A 16324-nucleotide genomic window follows, 5' to 3' on the forward strand; every position below is an offset into this window, starting at 1 on the left:
TTTGGGCCCGATCGGGGCGAAATCACCCCAAAAGCACGTACTTTCGGGGACTACCAGCGGGCGTGGATGGCGTCGCGGAAGCTGCGGTCGTAGAGCTCGCGCACGGATGCCGTGAAGGCCGCGCCGAGGTCGGGCACCGAACCGGCGGCGGCGTTCGCCTCCGCCTGCGCCACACTGCGGGCACCCGGGATGACCGTCGAGACGCCCGGCAGCTGCGCCACCCAGGCGAGCGCCGCCGTCGCGGGCGCGAGCCCCGCATCCGCCGCGAGTACCGCGAACGAGCGCGCCGCATCCACACCCTCGGCGTAGTCGACGCCGGAGAAGGTCTCGCCCTGGTCGAAGGCGGCGCCGTGGCGGTTGTAGTTGCGGTGGTCGTCGGCCGCGAAACTCGTCTCGAGCGTGTAGCGCCCCGACAGCAGCCCGCTCGCGAGCGGCACCCGCGCGATGATGCCGACCCCCGCCTCCTCGGCCGCCGGCAGCACCCGGTCGAGCGGCTTCAGCCGGAACGCGTTCAGGATGATCTGCACGCTCGCCACGTGCGGGCGGGCGATCGCCGTGAGCGCCTCGTCGACCGTCTCCACGCTGACGCCGTAGTTCGCCATGACGCCCTCCTCGACGAGCAGATCGAGCGCGTCGAACACCTCGTCGGAGGAGTACACCGGAGTCGGCGGGCAGTGCAGCTGCACGAGGTCGAGCGTCTCGACGCCGAGGTTCCGACGGCTGCGATCCGTCCAGGCGCGGAAGTTCGCGAGCGCGTAGTTCTCGGGCAGCTGCTCCATGCGGCGACCCATCTTCGTCGCCACCGTGACGCCGGCGCCCGGGTTGTCGCGCAACCAGCCGCCGATGAGCGACTCGCTGCGCCCGTCGCCGTAGACGTCGGCCGTGTCGAAGAAGGTGACCCCGGATGCGGCGCTCGCGTCGAGCACGGCGCGGGCATCCGCCTCGCTCACCTGCCCCCAGTCGGCGCCGAGCTGCCAGGTGCCGAGGCCGATGACGGAGACGGTGCGGGCCGTGCGGCCGAGCGTGCGATGCTGCATGCCTGCGAGCCTACGGCGTCGCCCGCGGTCACTCCTCGTCGACGGATCGGGCGACCGCCCGGGCGAGGCGCTTGCCGATGAGGTGGTCGGCGCCGCGCACGCGCGTCACCGTGACGCCGCGGATGCGCTCCGCGATCCGCATCCCGCCGGGCGAGCTGAACTCGTCGAGGTCGCCGTAGACGATCTCGACCGGCACCCGCAGCGCCGCGAGGTCGGAGATGGTCGTCTGCGACTCGATCGTGTGCTCGAGCGACTTCACGAACGGCACCCAGGTGCGCTCGTTGATGTCCATCGAGCGCGGGATGGCGAGCATGTCGCCGATGATGCCGCCGTTCTTGATGGTGAACGCGGGGTTCTCGCGCAGCCACTTGTAGGCCCGCAGGTAGAACTGCTGCACGCTGCGGTCGCGGTCCATCGACAGCGCCGTCGGGGTGATGTAGATCGGCGGGCTCACGAGCACCAGGCGTCGCACCTGCTTCGGATGCCGCGCCGCGTAGCGGGGCGCGATGAGCCCGCCCATCGAGTGCCCGACGAGCACGAACGGCTCCCGCAGCCGGAGGCTCGCGACCGTGCGGGCGATCGCGGCGACGTGCTCGGCGAGCGTGTAGTCGGCGTGCTCGGGGATGGGCGAGCCGCCGAAGCCGAGCAGGTCGATCGAGATGCACCGGAAGCGGTCCTCGAGCAGCGGCACCACGTTCGTCCAGGTGATCGAGCTCGACGCGATGCCGTGGATGAACACCACCACCGGCCCCGAGCCGCGGTCGTCGGCCACGTGGAGCAGCGGTGCGCGCCGGAACGGATTCCACCCCATGCCCCGAGGCTAGCGGGGCACGGGGTGGATGGGGAGGCGCTCAGCCGTCCTCGCGGAGCTTCTCCTTGTACTCGTTCCTGGCGTGCACGCTGTCGCGCTCCGCCTCCGCGCGCTTGACGTCGGCGTCCGCGCGCAGCTCGTCGACCTTGTCCTCCACGCGCTCCTTGGTGTCGTCCACCCAGTCGCCGACCTTCTTGCCGGTGGCCTCGGCCGCGTCCTTCGCGTCGTCCAGGAAACCCATGTCGTCCTCCTCTGTCCTCGTGGGATCTCGTAGCCCCATCGAAGCCCGGATGCGGCGGGCGCGACACGGGGTTGACAGCGGCCCGCGACCGGCCTAGCCCGTGACGGAATCGTGACCGCGGGACGACCGAATCGTGATGAAAGTTGGGTGGTGCTCGCATCCGGGGCGGTCCTAGCGTGACGCCATGAGGCACATCCCCCGTTTCCCCGCAGCCCTCGCCGCGCTCGCCGCGGCGGGCATCGCCCTCAGCGGATGCTCCGCCGCCTCCTCCGGCGCCGACAGCGCATCCGACCGTGGCGGCACCTCCGAGTACGCACCCCAGGCCGTCGACGCGGGCAGCACCGCCGACGTCGAGAGCACCTCGAGCCAGGAGCAGGCGCTCGTCATCACGGGCACCGTCACCATCACCGCCGACGATCCGATCGCGGCCGCCGAGCGGGCCACCGAGATCGCGGATGCGGCGGGCGGCCGGGTCGACGCGCGCAGCGAGAACGCGCCCCGCGACGGGCGCGCGGCATCCGCGACGCTCACCCTGCGCATCCCCGCCGATCAGCTCGAGCAGGTGCGCGCCGACCTCAAGGAGCTCGGCTCGGTCGACGAGTCGGCGTTCGACACCGTGGGGGTGGGCGACCGGCAGCGCGACCTCGACTCGCGCATCACGACGCTGCGCGCCTCGATCGCGCGCTACACCGCGTGGCTCGCCGACGCCGACACGACCGCCGACCTGCTCGCGCTCGAGTCGGCGATCTCCGAGCGGCAGACGCAGCTCGAGTCGCTCGAGGCCGAGCAGCGCGAGCTCGCCGACCAGGTCGCGATGTCGACCGTCACGCTCGTGCTGCGCGCGGAGGCGCTCGCGCCGCCGCCCGAGGGCCCGACGAACTTCTGGGAGGGGCTCGTCGCGGGCTGGAGCGGGTTCGCCGCGTTCTGGGCGGCCGTCGCCGTCGCCCTCGGCGTGGGGCTGCCCTGGCTCGTCACGCTCGGCATCGTCATCACGGTCGTCGTGCTCGTCGCGCGGCGCGTCGGCCGCGCCGCACCGCCCACCGCACCGCCCACCGCGAGCTGACCACGCGACCTCCGACATGTGGACGCTGTTCACATGTCGGAGGTCGCGGGCTAGCCTGAGGCGATGCGGACCTTCGCGCAGATCCTCGTCAACACGGCGCTCGCGAACGTGACGACGAGCTACCTGTGGTTCGCCCTCACGTTCTGGGTCTACCTCGAGACGAGGTCGGTGCTCGCCACGGGCATCATCGGCGGCGCCTACATGCTGCTCGTCGCGCTGTTCTCGATGGCGTTCGGCACGATCGTCGACCGCCACCGCAAGCACCGGGTGATGCTGTTCGCGGGGGTCGTGACGCTCGTCGCCTTCGGGATCGCGGGCGGCCTCTACCTGCTCTACCCGGAGTCGCAGCTCGTCGACATCGGCGGGCCGGCGTTCTGGTTCTTCACGACGATCATCCTCATCGGCGCGGTCGTCGAGAACATGCGCAACATCGCCCTCGCCACGACGGTGACCCTGCTCGTGCCGCCCGAGCGCCACGCGAACGCCAACGGCATGGTCGGCACCGTGCAGGGGCTCGCCTTCACCGTCACGAGCGTGTTCAGCGGGCTCTCGGTCGGCTTCCTCGGCATGGGGTGGACGCTCGCCATCTCGCTCGTGCTGACGGCGGGCGCGCTCGTGCACCTGCTGTTCCTGCGCATCCCCGAGGACGAGCCGGCGCGCGATCCGGGCCGCACGGGCCTCATCGACCTGCGCGGCAGCATCGCGGCGGTGCGGGCCGCGACGGGCCTGTTCGCGCTGCTCGTCTTCTCGACCTTCAACAACCTCATCGGCGGCGTCTACATGGCCCTCATGGACCCGTACGGCCTGCAGCTGTTCCCCGTCGCGTGGTGGGGCGTCGTGCTCGGGATCACCTCGACGGGCTTCATCATCGGCGGGCTCCTCGTCGCGCGGTTCGGGCTCGGCCGCAACCCCATCCGCACGATGCTCCTGCTCGTCATGGTCATGGGTGCCATCGGCGCGCTCTTCACGATCCGCGAATGGTGGTGGCTCTACGCGGGCGGCATCTGGCTGTACATGGTGATCATCCCCGCGATCGAGGCATCCGAGCAGACCGTCATCCAGCGGGTCGTGCCGTTCGCCACCCAGGGGCGCGTGTTCGGCTTCGCGGCCGCCTTCGAGTCGGCCGCGGCGCCCCTCACCGCCTTCCTCGTCGCGCCGCTCGCCGAGTTCCTCGTCATCCCCTACATGGAGTCGGAGGCGGGCCAGGCGCGCTGGGGCTGGCTGCTCGGCGACGGCACCGCGCGGGGCATCGCGCTCATCTTCCTCGTCGCGGGGCTCGTCATGGTGCTCGCCGCGGCCGGCGCGTTCTTCACGCGCTCCTACCGGCGCATCTCGCGGCTCTACCTCGCCGAGCAGTCGTCGGTGCCGGCCGCGGAGATACCGCAGGCACCCGCCCCGCGCGCGGCGATCAGCGGGAGCGACGGATCGCCCGGCTGAGCCACACCGCGGCGGCCGCCGTCACGATCGCGAGCACGAGCGGCACGACGATATGCAGGGCGTCGCCGCGGATGACGCCGACGATCGTGTCGAGCACGTCGACGAGGGCGAGCGCGGCCGCCGCGAGCACCGCACCGGCCGGCCAGCGCGCGATCGACACGGCGATCGCGATGAACAGGAACACCAGGCTGCGGCCCGTCGCGTAGAGGAAGCTCGTGTCCCAGCCCGAGTCGACGAGGTCGTAGATCGCGAGCCCGATGCCCGCGACCGCCGTGACGAGCGTGACGCCGACGGTGACGCGGAACGGCACCACGACCGAGGGGGCGAGCGCGGGGATCTCCATGGCGCCCATTGTGCACCGCGGGGGCGCGGGGGCGGCAGGGGCGCGCCCGGGGAGCCGGGCTCAGGCCGCGGCGCGGATGAGCGCGAGCAGCGCCTCGCCGTACGCCTCGGTCGCGTCGTCCGCCTCGAAGACGGTCGTCATGCCGGCCCGCTCGGTCGTGACGCGGTAGATCGCACCCGCCCCCTGCGGCACCCGCTCGAGGCCGCGGAACGAGCCCCGCAGCAGCTCGCGCAGCTGCTCCTCGCGCGGCAGCCAGAGCGCGTCGTCGAGGGCCACCGAGTCGAGCGCCCACTCGGTCGTGCCGTTGAAGCCGAGCACCGAACCGGTCGGGTAGTGGTGCGCCTCGATCGTCATGTCGCTCACCGTGAAGACGTCGCCCTCGAACTCGCCGCCCTCGAGCTGGAACGCGTCGCCGGATGCCGGGGTCCAGACGAGCCCGGCATCCGGAGCTCGAGGGCGAGGCGCGTCGAGATCATGCCTCCAGTCTGCGGGATGCGGCTCAGCCGCGGGGCGCGGATCCGCCGCCGCCCTGGCGCTGGCCGCCTCCCCCGCCGCCCATGCCGCCACCGCCGCCGAATCCGCTCGACGCCTCGCCCGCGGTGCCGGTGCCGGCCGAGGAGCCGTTCACGGTCGCCGTGTAGCTCTGCCCGTCGACGACCTCCGCGGTGCTCACGACGATGTTGCCGAAGCTCTTCGACGCCGTCACCTCGGCGATCACCGTGCCGTCGGCATCCGTCACCTCGACGACGTCGCCCGCGGAACCGGTGACGCCGATCGACACGAAGCCCTGCGCGGAGTCGGCGTCGGGTGTCTCGGCCATCCCCGAGCTGCCGATCGCGACGAGCGTGCCGCCCGAGATGGTGAAGCTGCCGTTCGAGTCGAGCGCGCCGTTGTCGTCGGCGGTCGGCCCCTGCACGACGACGTCGCCGCCCGTCATCTCGATCGAGCCGTTCGAGTCGAGCCCGTCGCCCTGCGCGTTCACCGTGAGGGTGCCGCCCGAGAGGGAGAGGAGCTGGCCGCCGTCGCCCATGCCGCCGCCACTCGAGGTGCCGCCGGATGCGTTGAGCCCGTCGTCCGAGGTGGTCACGTCGATCGTGCCCCCGGCGATCGAGATCGTGAAGCTCTCGATGCCCTCGTTCGCGTTCGCGACCGTGACCTCGCCGCCCTCGATCGCGAGCACGACCTCCGAGTGCAGGCCGTCGTCCGCGGCGTCGACGGTGAGCGCGCCGCCCGTCACGACGATGTCGGTCTGCGCGTCGAGGCCGTCGTCGCCCGCCGTCAGGTCGAGGGTGCCGCCCGCGAGCTCGATCCAGCCCTGGGTCTCGTCGCCGTCCTGGTCGGACGTCAGCGCGTCGCCGCCCGCGTCGACCGTGAGGGCGCCGTCCTTCACGACGAGGGCGTCGTGGCCGCGCAGGCCGTCGTCGCCCGCGGTCACCGCGATCGTGCCCGAGAGGATCACGAGGTCGTCGCTCGTCGAGATGCCGTCGTCGACCGCGTCGACCTCGAGCGCGCCGGTGCCCGAGATCGTGAGGTCGGCGTCCGAGGCGATCGCGGCGTGGAAGTCGGCGTCGTCGGCGTAGCCCGTGCCCGCATCCGAGACGGTGTTGGTGCTGCCGTCCTCGAGGAAGATGCCGACGTCGTCGGCGCTCGTGACCTGGATGCCGGGGCCGTCGGCGTTCGAGATCTCGGCCCCGTCGAGGATCAGCACGACCTGCGCCTCGTCGCCCGCGTCGACCACGACCCCGCCCGTGTAGTCGCCCGAGAGCCGGTACACGCCCGCCTCGGTGATCGTCACGGTGTCGGCGGATACGGCGAGGTCGACGGCCGTCGAGGCGTCCCACTCGTCGTCGTTCACGGTCGTCGCGTCGGAGTTCGCGGCGAGGATCGCCTCGGCCGTGAGGTCGTCGGGGGTCGCGATCTCGGAGGCGGTCCGGGTCGACCCGTCCTGGGTCGTGGTCGCCGCGACGGCGCAGCCGGTGAGGCCGAGGGCCGCGGCGAGCGCGGCCGCCGAGAGCAGGGCGGAGGTTCTGCGGGTGGGCATGGGGGTCTCCTTCCGGGAGGGGTCAGGCGGCGTGCGCGAAGTGCCGACGCAGCACGCGGTTCCACTTGTGGGAGGGCAGCTCGGGGCGCAGCGCCGCGAGGCCCGTGCCGAACTTCGACACGGTCGACGGGCGATGCCCCGCACGCCACAGCATCCGGTCGACCTCGGATGCCGCGCCGGCCGACTTCGTCTCGACGATCGCGAGCTGCGGCAGGACGAGGCGGTCGCCGGCGGCGTCCTCCCAGCCGAGCTCGGTGTCGACCGTCGCCCGGCTGCCGGAGCCGGGCAGGTAGAGCGTCTCGCGCACGTAGCGGGTCACGAGGGTGGGCTGGAGGCGGGCCGGGTCGTCCAGGCCCAGCTCGTCGAGCGTCGGCGCCGCGTAGGCGATGCCCTCGGCGGTGAGCTCGTCGCGGTGCGCGATCTCGTAGGCGAGGCGGTCCTTGACGGTCGCGCTGCGGGCGCCCTTCGTCTTCAGCTCGAGGTAGGCGGCCCCCGTGTCGAGGTACGAACGGGTGCGCAGCTTGAAGCGGCGGCGGCGGCCGAGCGCCGCCATCCGGTAGCTCAGCAGCTCGTCGGTGTCGAAGTACACCGACTCGTAGAGCGAGCCGCGGGCGCCGTCGATCTCGAGCACCCGCGTCTCCGGGTCGAGCGCGGCCAGGATGCGCGCGGCATCCGCCCGCGGCAGCACGTACTTGCGGTCGATGCGGGTCTGCAGGGCGGCGAGCTCGAGCAGCTCGTCGAGGCCGATCGCGGCGAGGGATGCGGGGGCGAGGAGCGACATCAGCGGGCCTCGCCCACCTGGTAGCGCACCTCGACGAGCGTCGAGTCGTCGACGAGGTCGAGCTCGCGCACCGTCACCCGGTGCACGCGGGCGCCGAGGGTCTGCTCGAGCGCGGCGCGCAGCGCGGCCTCGTCGGGGTAGGCCTGGTCGAGGCGCACGAGCTGCTGCCGGTAGCGGCGCAGCACGAGCCGGCTGTCGCCCACGGCGAGCACCGCCACGACGAGCACCATGAGTCCGAGCGAGAGGGCGAGTGCCCCCGAGCCGAGGCCGCCGACGAGGCCGAGCGCGAGAGCCGCGAAGTAGTAGGCCACCTCGTGCTGCTCGATCTCGGAGGAGCGCAGCCGGATGATCGACAGCACGCCGAACAGGCCCAGCCCGATCCCGAGGCCCACGGACGAGCTCCCGAGCACGATCGACACCGCGAGCACGCCCACGTTGACGGTGAGGAACGCCACCACGAGGTCGCGCCGGCGGTGCCGGGGGAAGTAGAGCGCGAACACGAGCACGCCGATGGCGACGAGGTCGGCGGCGATGAGCAGCAGGGATTCCATGTCGACCAGTACCGCATCCGGGCCTCCCCCGCACCCTGGTCGCGCCTATGCCGTTCCTGGGAATCGGACGAACGCGCGTCCCGCGCAACATGGAGTCACGAAGCGCAACCTCGGGACGCAAAGCGGCCCCGCATCCGACCGCGGTGACAGGATCGGCAGGGCGCCGCGATCCGCGCGGCCCGGAGGAGAGACGCATGAGCGACACCATCCGCGTCGTCGGGGTGAGCGGCAGTCCCACCGACCCCTCGCGCACCACCGCCCTCGTGCGCCGGGTCTCCGAGGCGTTCGCCGAGCGGCTCGGCGGCGAGGCGCAGGTGATCGAGCTCGCCACGGTGCTCCCCGCGCTCGCCGCGGGCGGCCACCGCCCGAACCTGGGGCAGGCTGCGCAGGAGGCGCTCGACGCGGTCGAGACGGCGGATGTGCTCGTGGTCGGCTCGCCTGCCTACCGCGCCACCTACTCGGGGCTGTTCAAGCTGTTCTTCGACTACGTGGGGCAGTACGCGCTCGTCGACACCCCCGTCGTGCTGACCGCGACGGGCGGCTCCGACCGCCACGCGCTGCTCGTCGAGCACCAGATGCGGCCGCTGTTCGGCTTCTTCCAGGCGCTCACGCTGCCGCTCGGCATCTTCGCCAACGAGCGCGACTTCACCGACTACGTCGTCACGGGCGACGAGCTCGGCGAGCGCATCGAGACCTCGCTCTCGCGCGCCCTCCCCCTCGTGCGCAGCCAGCTCGCCGCGAACGCCGCCGCCCGCGAACCCCTGGTCGTCTAGCAGCGCACGCCCGGCCTCTAGCCCGCGAAGCGGGCTCTGGACACATCCTCTGGCGATACAGCTCGGCGCGAGCGAAGCGACCGCCGAGTCAGTGGAGGCACGAAGTGCCGACTACATGTACGCCTTACCGAGCCGCCAATAGCCGACGAACGCGATCCGGTCCTTCGGCACGTGGTGCTCGGTGACGAGCCACCGCCGCAGCGACGTCGGCAGCGCCTGCTCGCCCACGAGGTAGGCGGTGAACGGCTCGTCCGGCACGGGCGCCGCCTGCACCGCCGCGCGCACCGTGTCGCCCGCCTTCGCCCCGTCCTCGCGCACCACCCAGTGCACCTCGACCCCGTCGGGGGCGTCGTGCGGCTGGGCGTCGGAGGCATCCGGGATCTCGATCCAGGCCGCGCCGCGGTGGTGCCGCGGCAGCGAGCGCAGGATGCCGAGCACGGCCGGCAGGCCCGTGTCGTCGGCGACGAGCAGGTGGTGGTCGATGCCCTCGCGGAGGTCGTAGCCGGGTCCCTGGTCGATGATGGCGAGCCGCTCACCGGGCTGGGCGGCGCGGGCCCAGGGCGCGGCGACCCCGGCATCCCCGTGCACGACGAAGTCGATGTCGAGCTCGCGCTGCTCGCGGCGCAGCTCGCGCACGGTGTAGCAGCGCATGACGGGACGGGCGCCCGCGGACATGCCCATGAACTTGAGGGTGCCGAGCACGTCGACCTTCTTCGGCAGCCGGCCGAGGGCGTCGTCGTGCGCGGGGCGCGGCAGGAAGAGCCGGAACCACTGGTCGAAGCCGTGGTCGGGGAACTCGGCGAGGTCGTCGCCGCCGACCGTCACCCGCACCATGTGGGGGCTCACCTGCTCGGTGCGCACCACCTCGAGCAGGGCGTGGGTGTCGTACTTACGGGCGTCGCGGAAGCTCATGGCAACTCCAGGGTGGGGATGGTGAGGAGGAGGGCGGCGGTCGCCGCCGGGACGAGGATCAGGTAGGCGATGTCGCGCAGCCGGAACGGCACGAGGTGCCGCTCGGTGCGGGTGCGGTGGGCGCCGAACGCGCGCGAGTCCATCGCGAGGGCGACCCGCTCGGCGTGCCGGATGGCGCCCGCCAGCAGCGGCACGGCGTAGCCGAACCAGCGGTGTACGGCCGCGATGGGCCCGCGTCCCCCCGTCATGCCGCGCACCCGGTGCGCCTGGCGGATCACCTCGAGCTCGTGGGCGAAGCGCGGCACGAAGCGGAACGCCGCGAGCGCCGTGTAGCCGACGCGGTACGGCACCCGCAGCTGCTGCACGAGCGAGCGCGCCACATCCGGGCCCGTCGTGGTGAGGCCCGCGGTGAGCGACAGCACGACGATCGCGGCGAGGCGGAGGGCCGTCGCCGCGCCCACCTGCCACATGCCGAGCGTGAAGCGGTAGTCGCCCACGGCGAGCAGCACGACCGCGTCGTCGACGCGCGAGCCGTCGATCCACAGGCCGAAGCTGAGCGACAGCACGAGCGCGGTGAGCGGGATGGCGAGGAACAGCAGGGCGGCGCTGCGCGCGGTGAGCCGCGCCCCGACGAGCAGCAGGGCGTAGCCGAGTGCGGCGAAGGCGAGGGGGGTGGCGAGGTCGCGGCTGAACACGAGCGCGACGATGGCCGGCAGCGGGGCGGCGAGCTTGACGAGCGGGTTGAGGCCGTGCAGGAACCGCACGGCGCTCACGCGGGCGGCCGCGGCGTAGGGGTCGACGACGGCCGTCATCCGCCCACCTCCGCGGACCGCTCGGGGGCGCCCGGCAGCTCGGCGAGCCGGGTGACGCCGCGCCACTCGGCGTGCCGCAGTCCGCGCATCGCTCGGGCGAGGGGCGGATGCCGCAGCCCGGCCTGCTCGAGCGCGTCGCCCGCCAGCACCTCGCGCGTCGTGCCGTGGGCGAGCAGCCGCCCCTCGCGCAGCACCGCGACGTGGCTCGCGTAGTCGGCGACGAGCTGCATGTCGTGGGTGACGACGAGCACCGTGGTGCCCTGCGCGTTGAGTCCCGCGAGCATGTCGAGCAGCTCGGCCGCGCGCTCCCGGTCCTGCCCGAAGGTGGGCTCGTCGAGCGCGAGCACGGGCGCGCCCGCGATGAGCGCCGCGCCCACCGAGAGGCGCCGCTTCTGCCCGCCCGAGAGCAGGAAGGGGTGCACCTCCCGCGCGTCGGAGAGTCCGAAGCGTTCGAGCACCCCGTCGACCCGGCGCGCGATCTCGGCCTCCGGCATCCGCTGCAGCTGGAGTCCGTGTGCGAGCTCCTCGGCGACGGTGTGGCGGATGAACTGGTGCTCGGGGTTCTGGAAGACGAAGCCGACGGTGCGCGCGAGGGCGCGCACGTCGGCACGGGCCGGGTCGAGTCCGGCGAGGTCGACGTGCCCGCGCGGCGGCGACTGCACGCCGGCGATCGCCTGCAGCAGCGTCGTCTTGCCCGCGCCGTTCTCGCCGACGAGCGCGAGGAACGCCCCCGCGTGCACCTCGAGGTCCACCCCGTGCAGCACGGCGCGGCGGCCGCGTTCCACGCTGAGCCCCGCGACCCGCACGACGACGTCGCCGGCGGATGCGACATCCGGCACCGCGCGCGGCGGCGGCAAAGCCGGCAGAGCGTCGAGGGCGGCCGTGAGCTCGCCGGGGGTCACCGGCAGCGGATCGAGGTGGAGACCGGCGTCCCGCAACCGCAGCCCCGCGAGGGTCGCGACGGGCAGCCAGACGCCGAGCGCGTGCAGTTCCTCGGCCCGGGCGCGCAGCACCTCGTCGACCGTGCCGTCGGCGGCGGTGCGCCCCGCGCGGTCGAGCACGACCACGCGGTCGACGAGCGAGACGGCGGCGTCGAGGTTGTGCTCGATGAGCACGATCGCCACCTCGTGCGCCGCGACGACCTCCGCGAGCGCCGCGTACACCTCCTCGATGCCGACCGGGTCGAGGTTGGCGGTCGGCTCGTCGAGCACGATGACGTGCGGGCGCATGGCCAGGGCGCAGGCGATCGCGAGCCGCTGCCTGCCGCCGCCCGAGAGCCGGTCGGGGCTCTCGGCGCGCCGCTCCCAGAGGCCGACGCGGCGCAGGGCCGCCTCGCCGCGGGCGAGCACCTCCTCCACCGGCACGAGCAGGTTCTCGGGGCCGAAGCACACCTCGTCGAGCAGCGTGCCCGTCACGAGCTGGCTGTCCGGATCCTGGAAGACCATGCCCACGTGCGCGCTGAGCGCGCCCGGCGTGGAGGCACGGGTGTCGATGCCCGACACGGTGACGACGCCTTCGAGGTCCGCGGGCACGGCGTGCGGCACGAGCCCGTCGAGGGCGAGGGCGAGGGTCGACTTGCCGGAGCCGGAGGGCCCGAGCAGCAGCACGACCTCGCCCGCGGCGACCGCGAGGTCCGCCCCGTCCGGGGTCCAACGGTCGCGACCGTCGTGGCGGATGCGCACCCCCGCGGCTGCGAGCGGCGGCGCGCTCATCCCTCGGATGCCGGGGGCGGCGTGACGACCGCACGCCGCGGGCGGGCCACGCCGGCCGCCTGCAGCCGCCCGGCGAGGAACTGCGCGAGCCAGGTGAAGAACGCGGCGCTCGCGAGCGTCAGCACGACGAAGATCGCGAGCACCCACCAGGCGAAGGCGCCCAGGTCGAAGCCGACGACGTAGAACGGGATGACGAGCAGCTGCGAGAGCGGGTGCGCGATCCAGAACATGCGTCGCGAGCCGAAGCGGTAGAGGGTGACGGCGAACGGCAGCTCGAGGATGAGCCCGAAGATGACCGTGCTCCAGATCTGCGCGACGCCGTACGGGGTGAACGGTGCGTTGACGAGCGAGGCGACGAGGAGCGTGAACAGCCCGATGCCGGGAACCCGGAAGAGCACCTGGGAGAGCATCCCGGGCAGCACCCAGAGGCCGAAGACCGCGACGATGATGAGGGTCGCGATCGGGGTCGTGTTGAGGGCGATGAAGAGCCAGTTGAGGGCGATCGCGAGCACGCCGCCGGCGGCGCCGATGGCGGCCGCGCTCAGGAAGACGCGGGTCGAGTAGGGGTTGCGCATGACGGGTGGGTCCTTGACTAAGGTAAGGCAACGCTAACTCTAGCGCGCCATCCGACCATCACGACCGAGGAGAACCCCCGTGGGCCGCTTCACGACCCGATACCTGTTGAGCTGCGCCGCCATCGGCGTCGCCGGCGGGCTGCTGCTGATCCCGGCGAACCTGTACGCCGCGACCGTCGCGAAGGGGGTGCCGCTGCTGTACGCGCCCGTGGTGGGCGTCTGGATCCTGCCGGTCGTCGTCGCGCTCGCCCTGCTGCGACGCCCGGGCGCCGGGGTGCTGAGCGCGCTCGTCGCGGGGCTCGTGACCATCCCGGCCTCGCCGAACGGCGCCGCCGCGGTCATCACGATGCTCATGATCGGGGTGCTGCTCGAGCTGCCGTTCGCCGTGCTGCTGTACCGGCGCTGGCATCCGGCGATCTTCCTCTCGGCGGCCGTCGTGCTCGCGGTGCTCTACGGCTTCGTCACGTGGCGCAGCCTCGACGTCGCCTCCCTCGCCCCCTGGGCGCAGGCGACCTTCATCGCCCTGCTGCTCGTGAGCGCGGTCGTGGGCACGCTGCTCGGCCGGGCGATCGCGCGCGCCGTCGAGCGCACGGGCGTGACGCGCGGCATCTCGTACACCGGCCCGAAGCCGACGGCGGATGCCGCTCCCGCGGCTCAGTCGGAGGCCGTCGCCGGGCAGTAGAGCAGGGTGCGCCCGTCCTCGCTCGTACCCTTCGCGTGCTCCGACATGAGCGCGCCGCACAGCGGACACGCGCGATCCCGGGCGGGCACCGGCGCGGGCTGGTCGTAGGGGCCGAGCGGGGGCGGACCGAGCCACGGGAAGAGCCGGCGGTTGAGGCGGTTGAAGAACCCGCCGCCCGCGAAGTCGTTGCCCCGGCTGAAGCCGTCGACGGACTCCTCGTCACGTCGTGTCGTCATCGCCGTCTCCCGCTCGTCACCCTCTCAGCGTACGAGCCAGCCGCCGTCGACGGGCAGCGTGACGCCGGTCACGTACGCCGAGGCGTCCGAGGCGAGGAACACGGCCGCGCCCGCGAGATCCCGCGGCCGCGCCCAGCGGCCCACGGGGATGCGCGGGGTGAGCGCCGCGATGCGCTCGGGGTCGCCGTCGGCGCCCAGGGTGAGCTCCGTCTCGACGTAGCCGGGGGCGATCGCGTTGACGGTGACCCCGCGATCCGACCACTCGTTCGCGAGGGCGCGCACGATGCCGCCCACGCCCGCCTTGCTGGCGGCGTAGCCGACGACGTTGCGCCCGCCCTGGAACGCGTTCATCGAGGAGAGGAAGAGGATGCGGCCGTGTCCGCGCTCCAGCATGCCGCGGCCGAGCTCGCGGGCCAGCAGGAACGGCGCGTGCAGGTTCACCGCGAGCACGGCCTCCCACTGGGCGTCGCCGTGCGACTCGGCGGGGTTGCGCTCCGCGATGCCGGCGTTGTTGACGAGGATGTCGACGGGGCGGTCCAGGGTCGCGAGCTCGAGCAGCAGCGCCTCGACGCCGCGGGCGTCGGAGAGCTCGGCGGCGATCCCCGTGAACTCCCGGCCCGCGGCGCGCACCGCGGCGCCCGTGTCGCCACCGTCGGGCGTCATCGTGCGCGAGACGCCCACGACATCCGCCCCCGCCTCGGCGAGTGCGACGGCGATCGCGGCGCCGATGCCGCGGCTCGCCCCGGTGACCAGCGCGAGCCGGCCGTCGAGCCGGAAGTCGTCGAGGATGCCCATGGAGGAAGGCTACTCAGACGACGCCGAGGTACTTGTTCTGCACGGCCTCGTCGTTCGCGATCTCGTGGGCGCTCAGGTCGGCGGCGATGCGCCCGTTCACCATCACGAGGATGCGGTCGCACAGCTCGGTCGCGAACCGCAGGTTCTGCTCGATGAGCAGCACCGCCTGCCCCTCGCTCACGAGTCGTCGGAACACCTCGGCGAGGTGGTCGACGACGGCGGGCGCGAGGCCCTCGCTCGGCTCGTCCATGACGAGCAGGCGCGGGTTCGACAGCAGGGCGCGGCCGATCGCGAGCATCTGCTGCTCGCCGCCGGAGAGCTCGGCGCCGCCGTTGCGGCGACGCTCGGCGAGCCGCGGGAACAGTTCGTACACCGCGGGCACGTCCCAGCGCGCACCCCGCGCGCGCTTGACCATCGTCAGGTGCTCGTGCACCGTGAGCGAGGGGAAGATCCGCCGACCCTGGGGCACGTAGCCGACCCCGGCGCGGTTGATCTGGTACGGCTGGCGCCCGACGAGCTCGCCGCCCTCGAAGCGGATCGAGCCGCTGCGCACCGGCAGGAAGCCGGCGATCGCGTTGGTGAGCGTCGACTTGCCCATGCCGTTGCGGCCGACCATCCCGAGCGGCTCGGTGCCCATCGAGAAGCTCACGTCCTGCAGCACGTGCACGCGCCCGTAGGCCACGTTGAGGTTCTCGACCTCGAACACGGTCGGCCCGGCGCCGGGCGAGGCGAGGGGGACGACGGGGTCAGGCGACGTCGGCAACGGAACCTCCCAGGTAGATCTCGCGGACCCGCTCGGAGGCGCGGATCTCGTCCGGCGTGCCCTCGAGGATCTTCTCGCCGTCGTGCATCACGATGACGCGGGTGGCGACCGCGAGGGCGATGTCCATGTCGTGCTCGATGAGCAGCAGGCTGATCTCCTGCGGCAGCTCGCGCAGCAGCGTCGTGAGGTGCACGCGCTCGGCGGGCGAGAAGCCGGCCGCCGGCTCGTCGAGCATGAGCAGCCGCGGCTGCAGGGCGAGCGCCATCGCGAGCTCGAGCTGGCGCTGCTCGCCGTGCGAGAGGTCGGCGACGACCGTCTCGTCGCGTCCCGCGAGCCCGACGCGCTCGAGCAGCCGCTCGACACGGTCCCAGCGCTCGCGTCCGAACCGGCTCGGTCGCAGCAGACCGCCGCGGAACTCGTTGCCGCCGAGGGCGATGAAGACGTTCTCGGCGGCGGTGAGCTGCTCGAACAGCCGCGAGGTCTGGAAGGTGCGGGCGAGGCCGCGTCGCGCACGACGCGAGGCGGACATCCGGGTGACGTCCTCGCCGAACAGCTCGATGCGTCCGGAGCTCGCCGGGAAGGTGCCCGCGATGCAGTTGAACAGCGTCGACTTGCCCGCGCCGTTGGTGCCGATGACGCTGATGCGCTCGCCGACACCGAGCGTGAGGCTCACGTGCCGCATGGCCTTCAGGCCGCCGAAGTGCTTCGACACGTCGTCGACGACGAGGGCGGTGTCGGTGCTCATCGCGATTCCCTTCG

19 protein-coding genes and 1 pseudogene are annotated in these 16324 nt (G+C 72.9%); 4 read left to right on the forward strand and 16 right to left on the reverse strand.

The features are described from left to right. Positions 1–50 precede the first annotated feature (50 nt). The 3 genes from D7I47_RS02835 to D7I47_RS02845 are packed head-to-tail and all read right to left on the reverse strand — an operon-like array spanning position 51 to position 2089. The gene (locus D7I47_RS02835) at positions 51–1037 is read right to left on the reverse strand and encodes an aldo/keto reductase (RefSeq protein WP_120761641.1); all 987 of its coding nucleotides are present in this window, start codon (positions 1035–1037) and stop codon (positions 51–53) included. 28 nt (positions 1038–1065) lie between these two features. Then, complete coding sequence (locus D7I47_RS02840) at positions 1066–1848, reverse strand: alpha/beta fold hydrolase (RefSeq protein ID WP_120761642.1); 783 nt, start codon at positions 1846–1848, stop codon at positions 1066–1068. Positions 1849–1888: 40 nt separating this feature from the next. Beyond that, positions 1889–2089: a hypothetical protein gene (locus D7I47_RS02845; protein ID WP_120761643.1), complete on the reverse strand. Its 201-nt coding sequence runs from the start codon at positions 2087–2089 to the stop codon at positions 1889–1891. 184 nt (positions 2090–2273) lie between these two features. On the opposite strand from D7I47_RS02845, the gene D7I47_RS02850 reads away from it, so the two are divergent. Continuing rightward, the gene (locus tag D7I47_RS02850; protein ID WP_120761644.1) at positions 2274–3152 is read left to right on the forward strand and encodes a DUF4349 domain-containing protein; all 879 of its coding nucleotides are present in this window, start codon (positions 2274–2276) and stop codon (positions 3150–3152) included. Positions 3153–3215: 63 nt separating this feature from the next. Further along, positions 3216–4589, forward strand: coding sequence for an MFS transporter (locus tag D7I47_RS02855; protein WP_120761645.1), 1374 nt, complete (start codon positions 3216–3218; stop codon positions 4587–4589). Here the strand turns inward: D7I47_RS02855 and D7I47_RS02860 are convergent. From D7I47_RS02860 to D7I47_RS02880, 5 genes and pseudogenes are all read right to left on the reverse strand, one after another. Continuing rightward, the gene (locus D7I47_RS02860; protein WP_120761646.1) at positions 4561–4932 is read right to left on the reverse strand and encodes a hypothetical protein; all 372 of its coding nucleotides are present in this window, start codon (positions 4930–4932) and stop codon (positions 4561–4563) included. The two genes, D7I47_RS02855 and D7I47_RS02860, sit on opposite strands and share 29 nt — an antisense overlap. A 60-nt stretch (positions 4933–4992) precedes the next feature. Then, a pseudogene (locus D7I47_RS02865) lies at positions 4993–5408 on the reverse strand (pilus assembly protein CpaE). A 23-nt stretch (positions 5409–5431) separates the two neighbouring features. After that, positions 5432–6973, reverse strand: a complete 1542-nt coding sequence (locus D7I47_RS02870; RefSeq protein WP_120761647.1) for a carbohydrate-binding domain-containing protein — start codon at positions 6971–6973, stop codon at positions 5432–5434. Positions 6974–6995: 22 nt separating this feature from the next. After that, entirely contained in the window at positions 6996–7754 is a 759-nt protein-coding gene (locus D7I47_RS02875; protein WP_120761648.1) for a polyphosphate polymerase domain-containing protein, read from the reverse strand. Beyond that, positions 7754–8305, reverse strand: a complete 552-nt coding sequence (locus D7I47_RS02880; RefSeq protein WP_120761649.1) for a DUF4956 domain-containing protein — start codon at positions 8303–8305, stop codon at positions 7754–7756. Before D7I47_RS02880 ends, D7I47_RS02875 begins: the two co-directional genes overlap by 1 nt. Before the next feature lie 194 nt (positions 8306–8499). Here D7I47_RS02880 and msuE point away from each other — a divergent pair, with 194 nt between their 5' ends. Beyond that, positions 8500–9078, forward strand: a complete 579-nt coding sequence (gene msuE, locus D7I47_RS02885; protein ID WP_120761650.1) for an FMN reductase — start codon at positions 8500–8502, stop codon at positions 9076–9078. A gap of 111 nt (positions 9079–9189) precedes the next feature. On the opposite strand, the gene D7I47_RS02890 is transcribed toward msuE, so the two are convergent. Genes D7I47_RS02890 through D7I47_RS02905 form a run of 4 tightly spaced genes read right to left on the reverse strand, consistent with a single transcriptional unit; the run spans position 9190 to position 13089 of the window. After that, positions 9190–9990, reverse strand: coding sequence for a siderophore-interacting protein (locus D7I47_RS02890; RefSeq protein WP_120761651.1), 801 nt, complete (start codon positions 9988–9990; stop codon positions 9190–9192). Beyond that, on the reverse strand, positions 9987–10802 hold the full coding sequence (locus D7I47_RS02895) for an energy-coupling factor transporter transmembrane component T family protein (protein WP_120761652.1): 816 nt from the start codon (positions 10800–10802) through the stop codon (positions 9987–9989). Before D7I47_RS02895 ends, D7I47_RS02890 begins: the two co-directional genes overlap by 4 nt. Beyond that, positions 10799–12514, reverse strand: a complete 1716-nt coding sequence (locus tag D7I47_RS02900) for an ABC transporter ATP-binding protein (RefSeq protein WP_120761653.1) — start codon at positions 12512–12514, stop codon at positions 10799–10801. Before D7I47_RS02900 ends, D7I47_RS02895 begins: the two co-directional genes overlap by 4 nt. Next, on the reverse strand, positions 12511–13089 hold the full coding sequence (locus D7I47_RS02905) for an ECF transporter S component (protein WP_120761654.1): 579 nt from the start codon (positions 13087–13089) through the stop codon (positions 12511–12513). The genes D7I47_RS02900 and D7I47_RS02905 overlap by 4 nt, the downstream gene beginning before the upstream one ends. A gap of 79 nt (positions 13090–13168) precedes the next feature. Here D7I47_RS02905 and D7I47_RS02910 point away from each other — a divergent pair, with 79 nt between their 5' ends. Then, on the forward strand, positions 13169–13771 hold the full coding sequence (locus D7I47_RS02910) for an ECF transporter S component (RefSeq protein WP_157981614.1): 603 nt from the start codon (positions 13169–13171) through the stop codon (positions 13769–13771). Here the strand turns inward: D7I47_RS02910 and D7I47_RS02915 are convergent. Genes D7I47_RS02915 through D7I47_RS02930 form a run of 4 tightly spaced genes read right to left on the reverse strand, consistent with a single transcriptional unit; the run spans position 13744 to position 16310 of the window. Beyond that, the gene (locus tag D7I47_RS02915; protein ID WP_120761656.1) at positions 13744–14007 is read right to left on the reverse strand and encodes a hypothetical protein; all 264 of its coding nucleotides are present in this window, start codon (positions 14005–14007) and stop codon (positions 13744–13746) included. The two genes, D7I47_RS02910 and D7I47_RS02915, sit on opposite strands and share 28 nt — an antisense overlap. A gap of 24 nt (positions 14008–14031) precedes the next feature. Continuing rightward, the gene (locus D7I47_RS02920) at positions 14032–14802 is read right to left on the reverse strand and encodes an SDR family oxidoreductase (protein WP_120761657.1); all 771 of its coding nucleotides are present in this window, start codon (positions 14800–14802) and stop codon (positions 14032–14034) included. A gap of 13 nt (positions 14803–14815) precedes the next feature. Beyond that, entirely contained in the window at positions 14816–15565 is a 750-nt protein-coding gene (locus tag D7I47_RS02925; RefSeq protein ID WP_227000805.1) for an ABC transporter ATP-binding protein, read from the reverse strand. Next, positions 15549–16310 (reverse strand): ABC transporter ATP-binding protein, encoded by a 762-nt coding sequence (locus D7I47_RS02930; RefSeq protein ID WP_120761659.1) that lies wholly within the window; start codon positions 16308–16310, stop codon positions 15549–15551. The genes D7I47_RS02925 and D7I47_RS02930 overlap by 17 nt, the downstream gene beginning before the upstream one ends. Positions 16311–16324 lie beyond the last annotated feature (14 nt).

It is taken from the genome of Protaetiibacter intestinalis, from assembly GCF_003627075.1.
Lineage (GTDB): Bacteria > Actinomycetota > Actinomycetes > Actinomycetales > Microbacteriaceae > Homoserinibacter > Homoserinibacter intestinalis.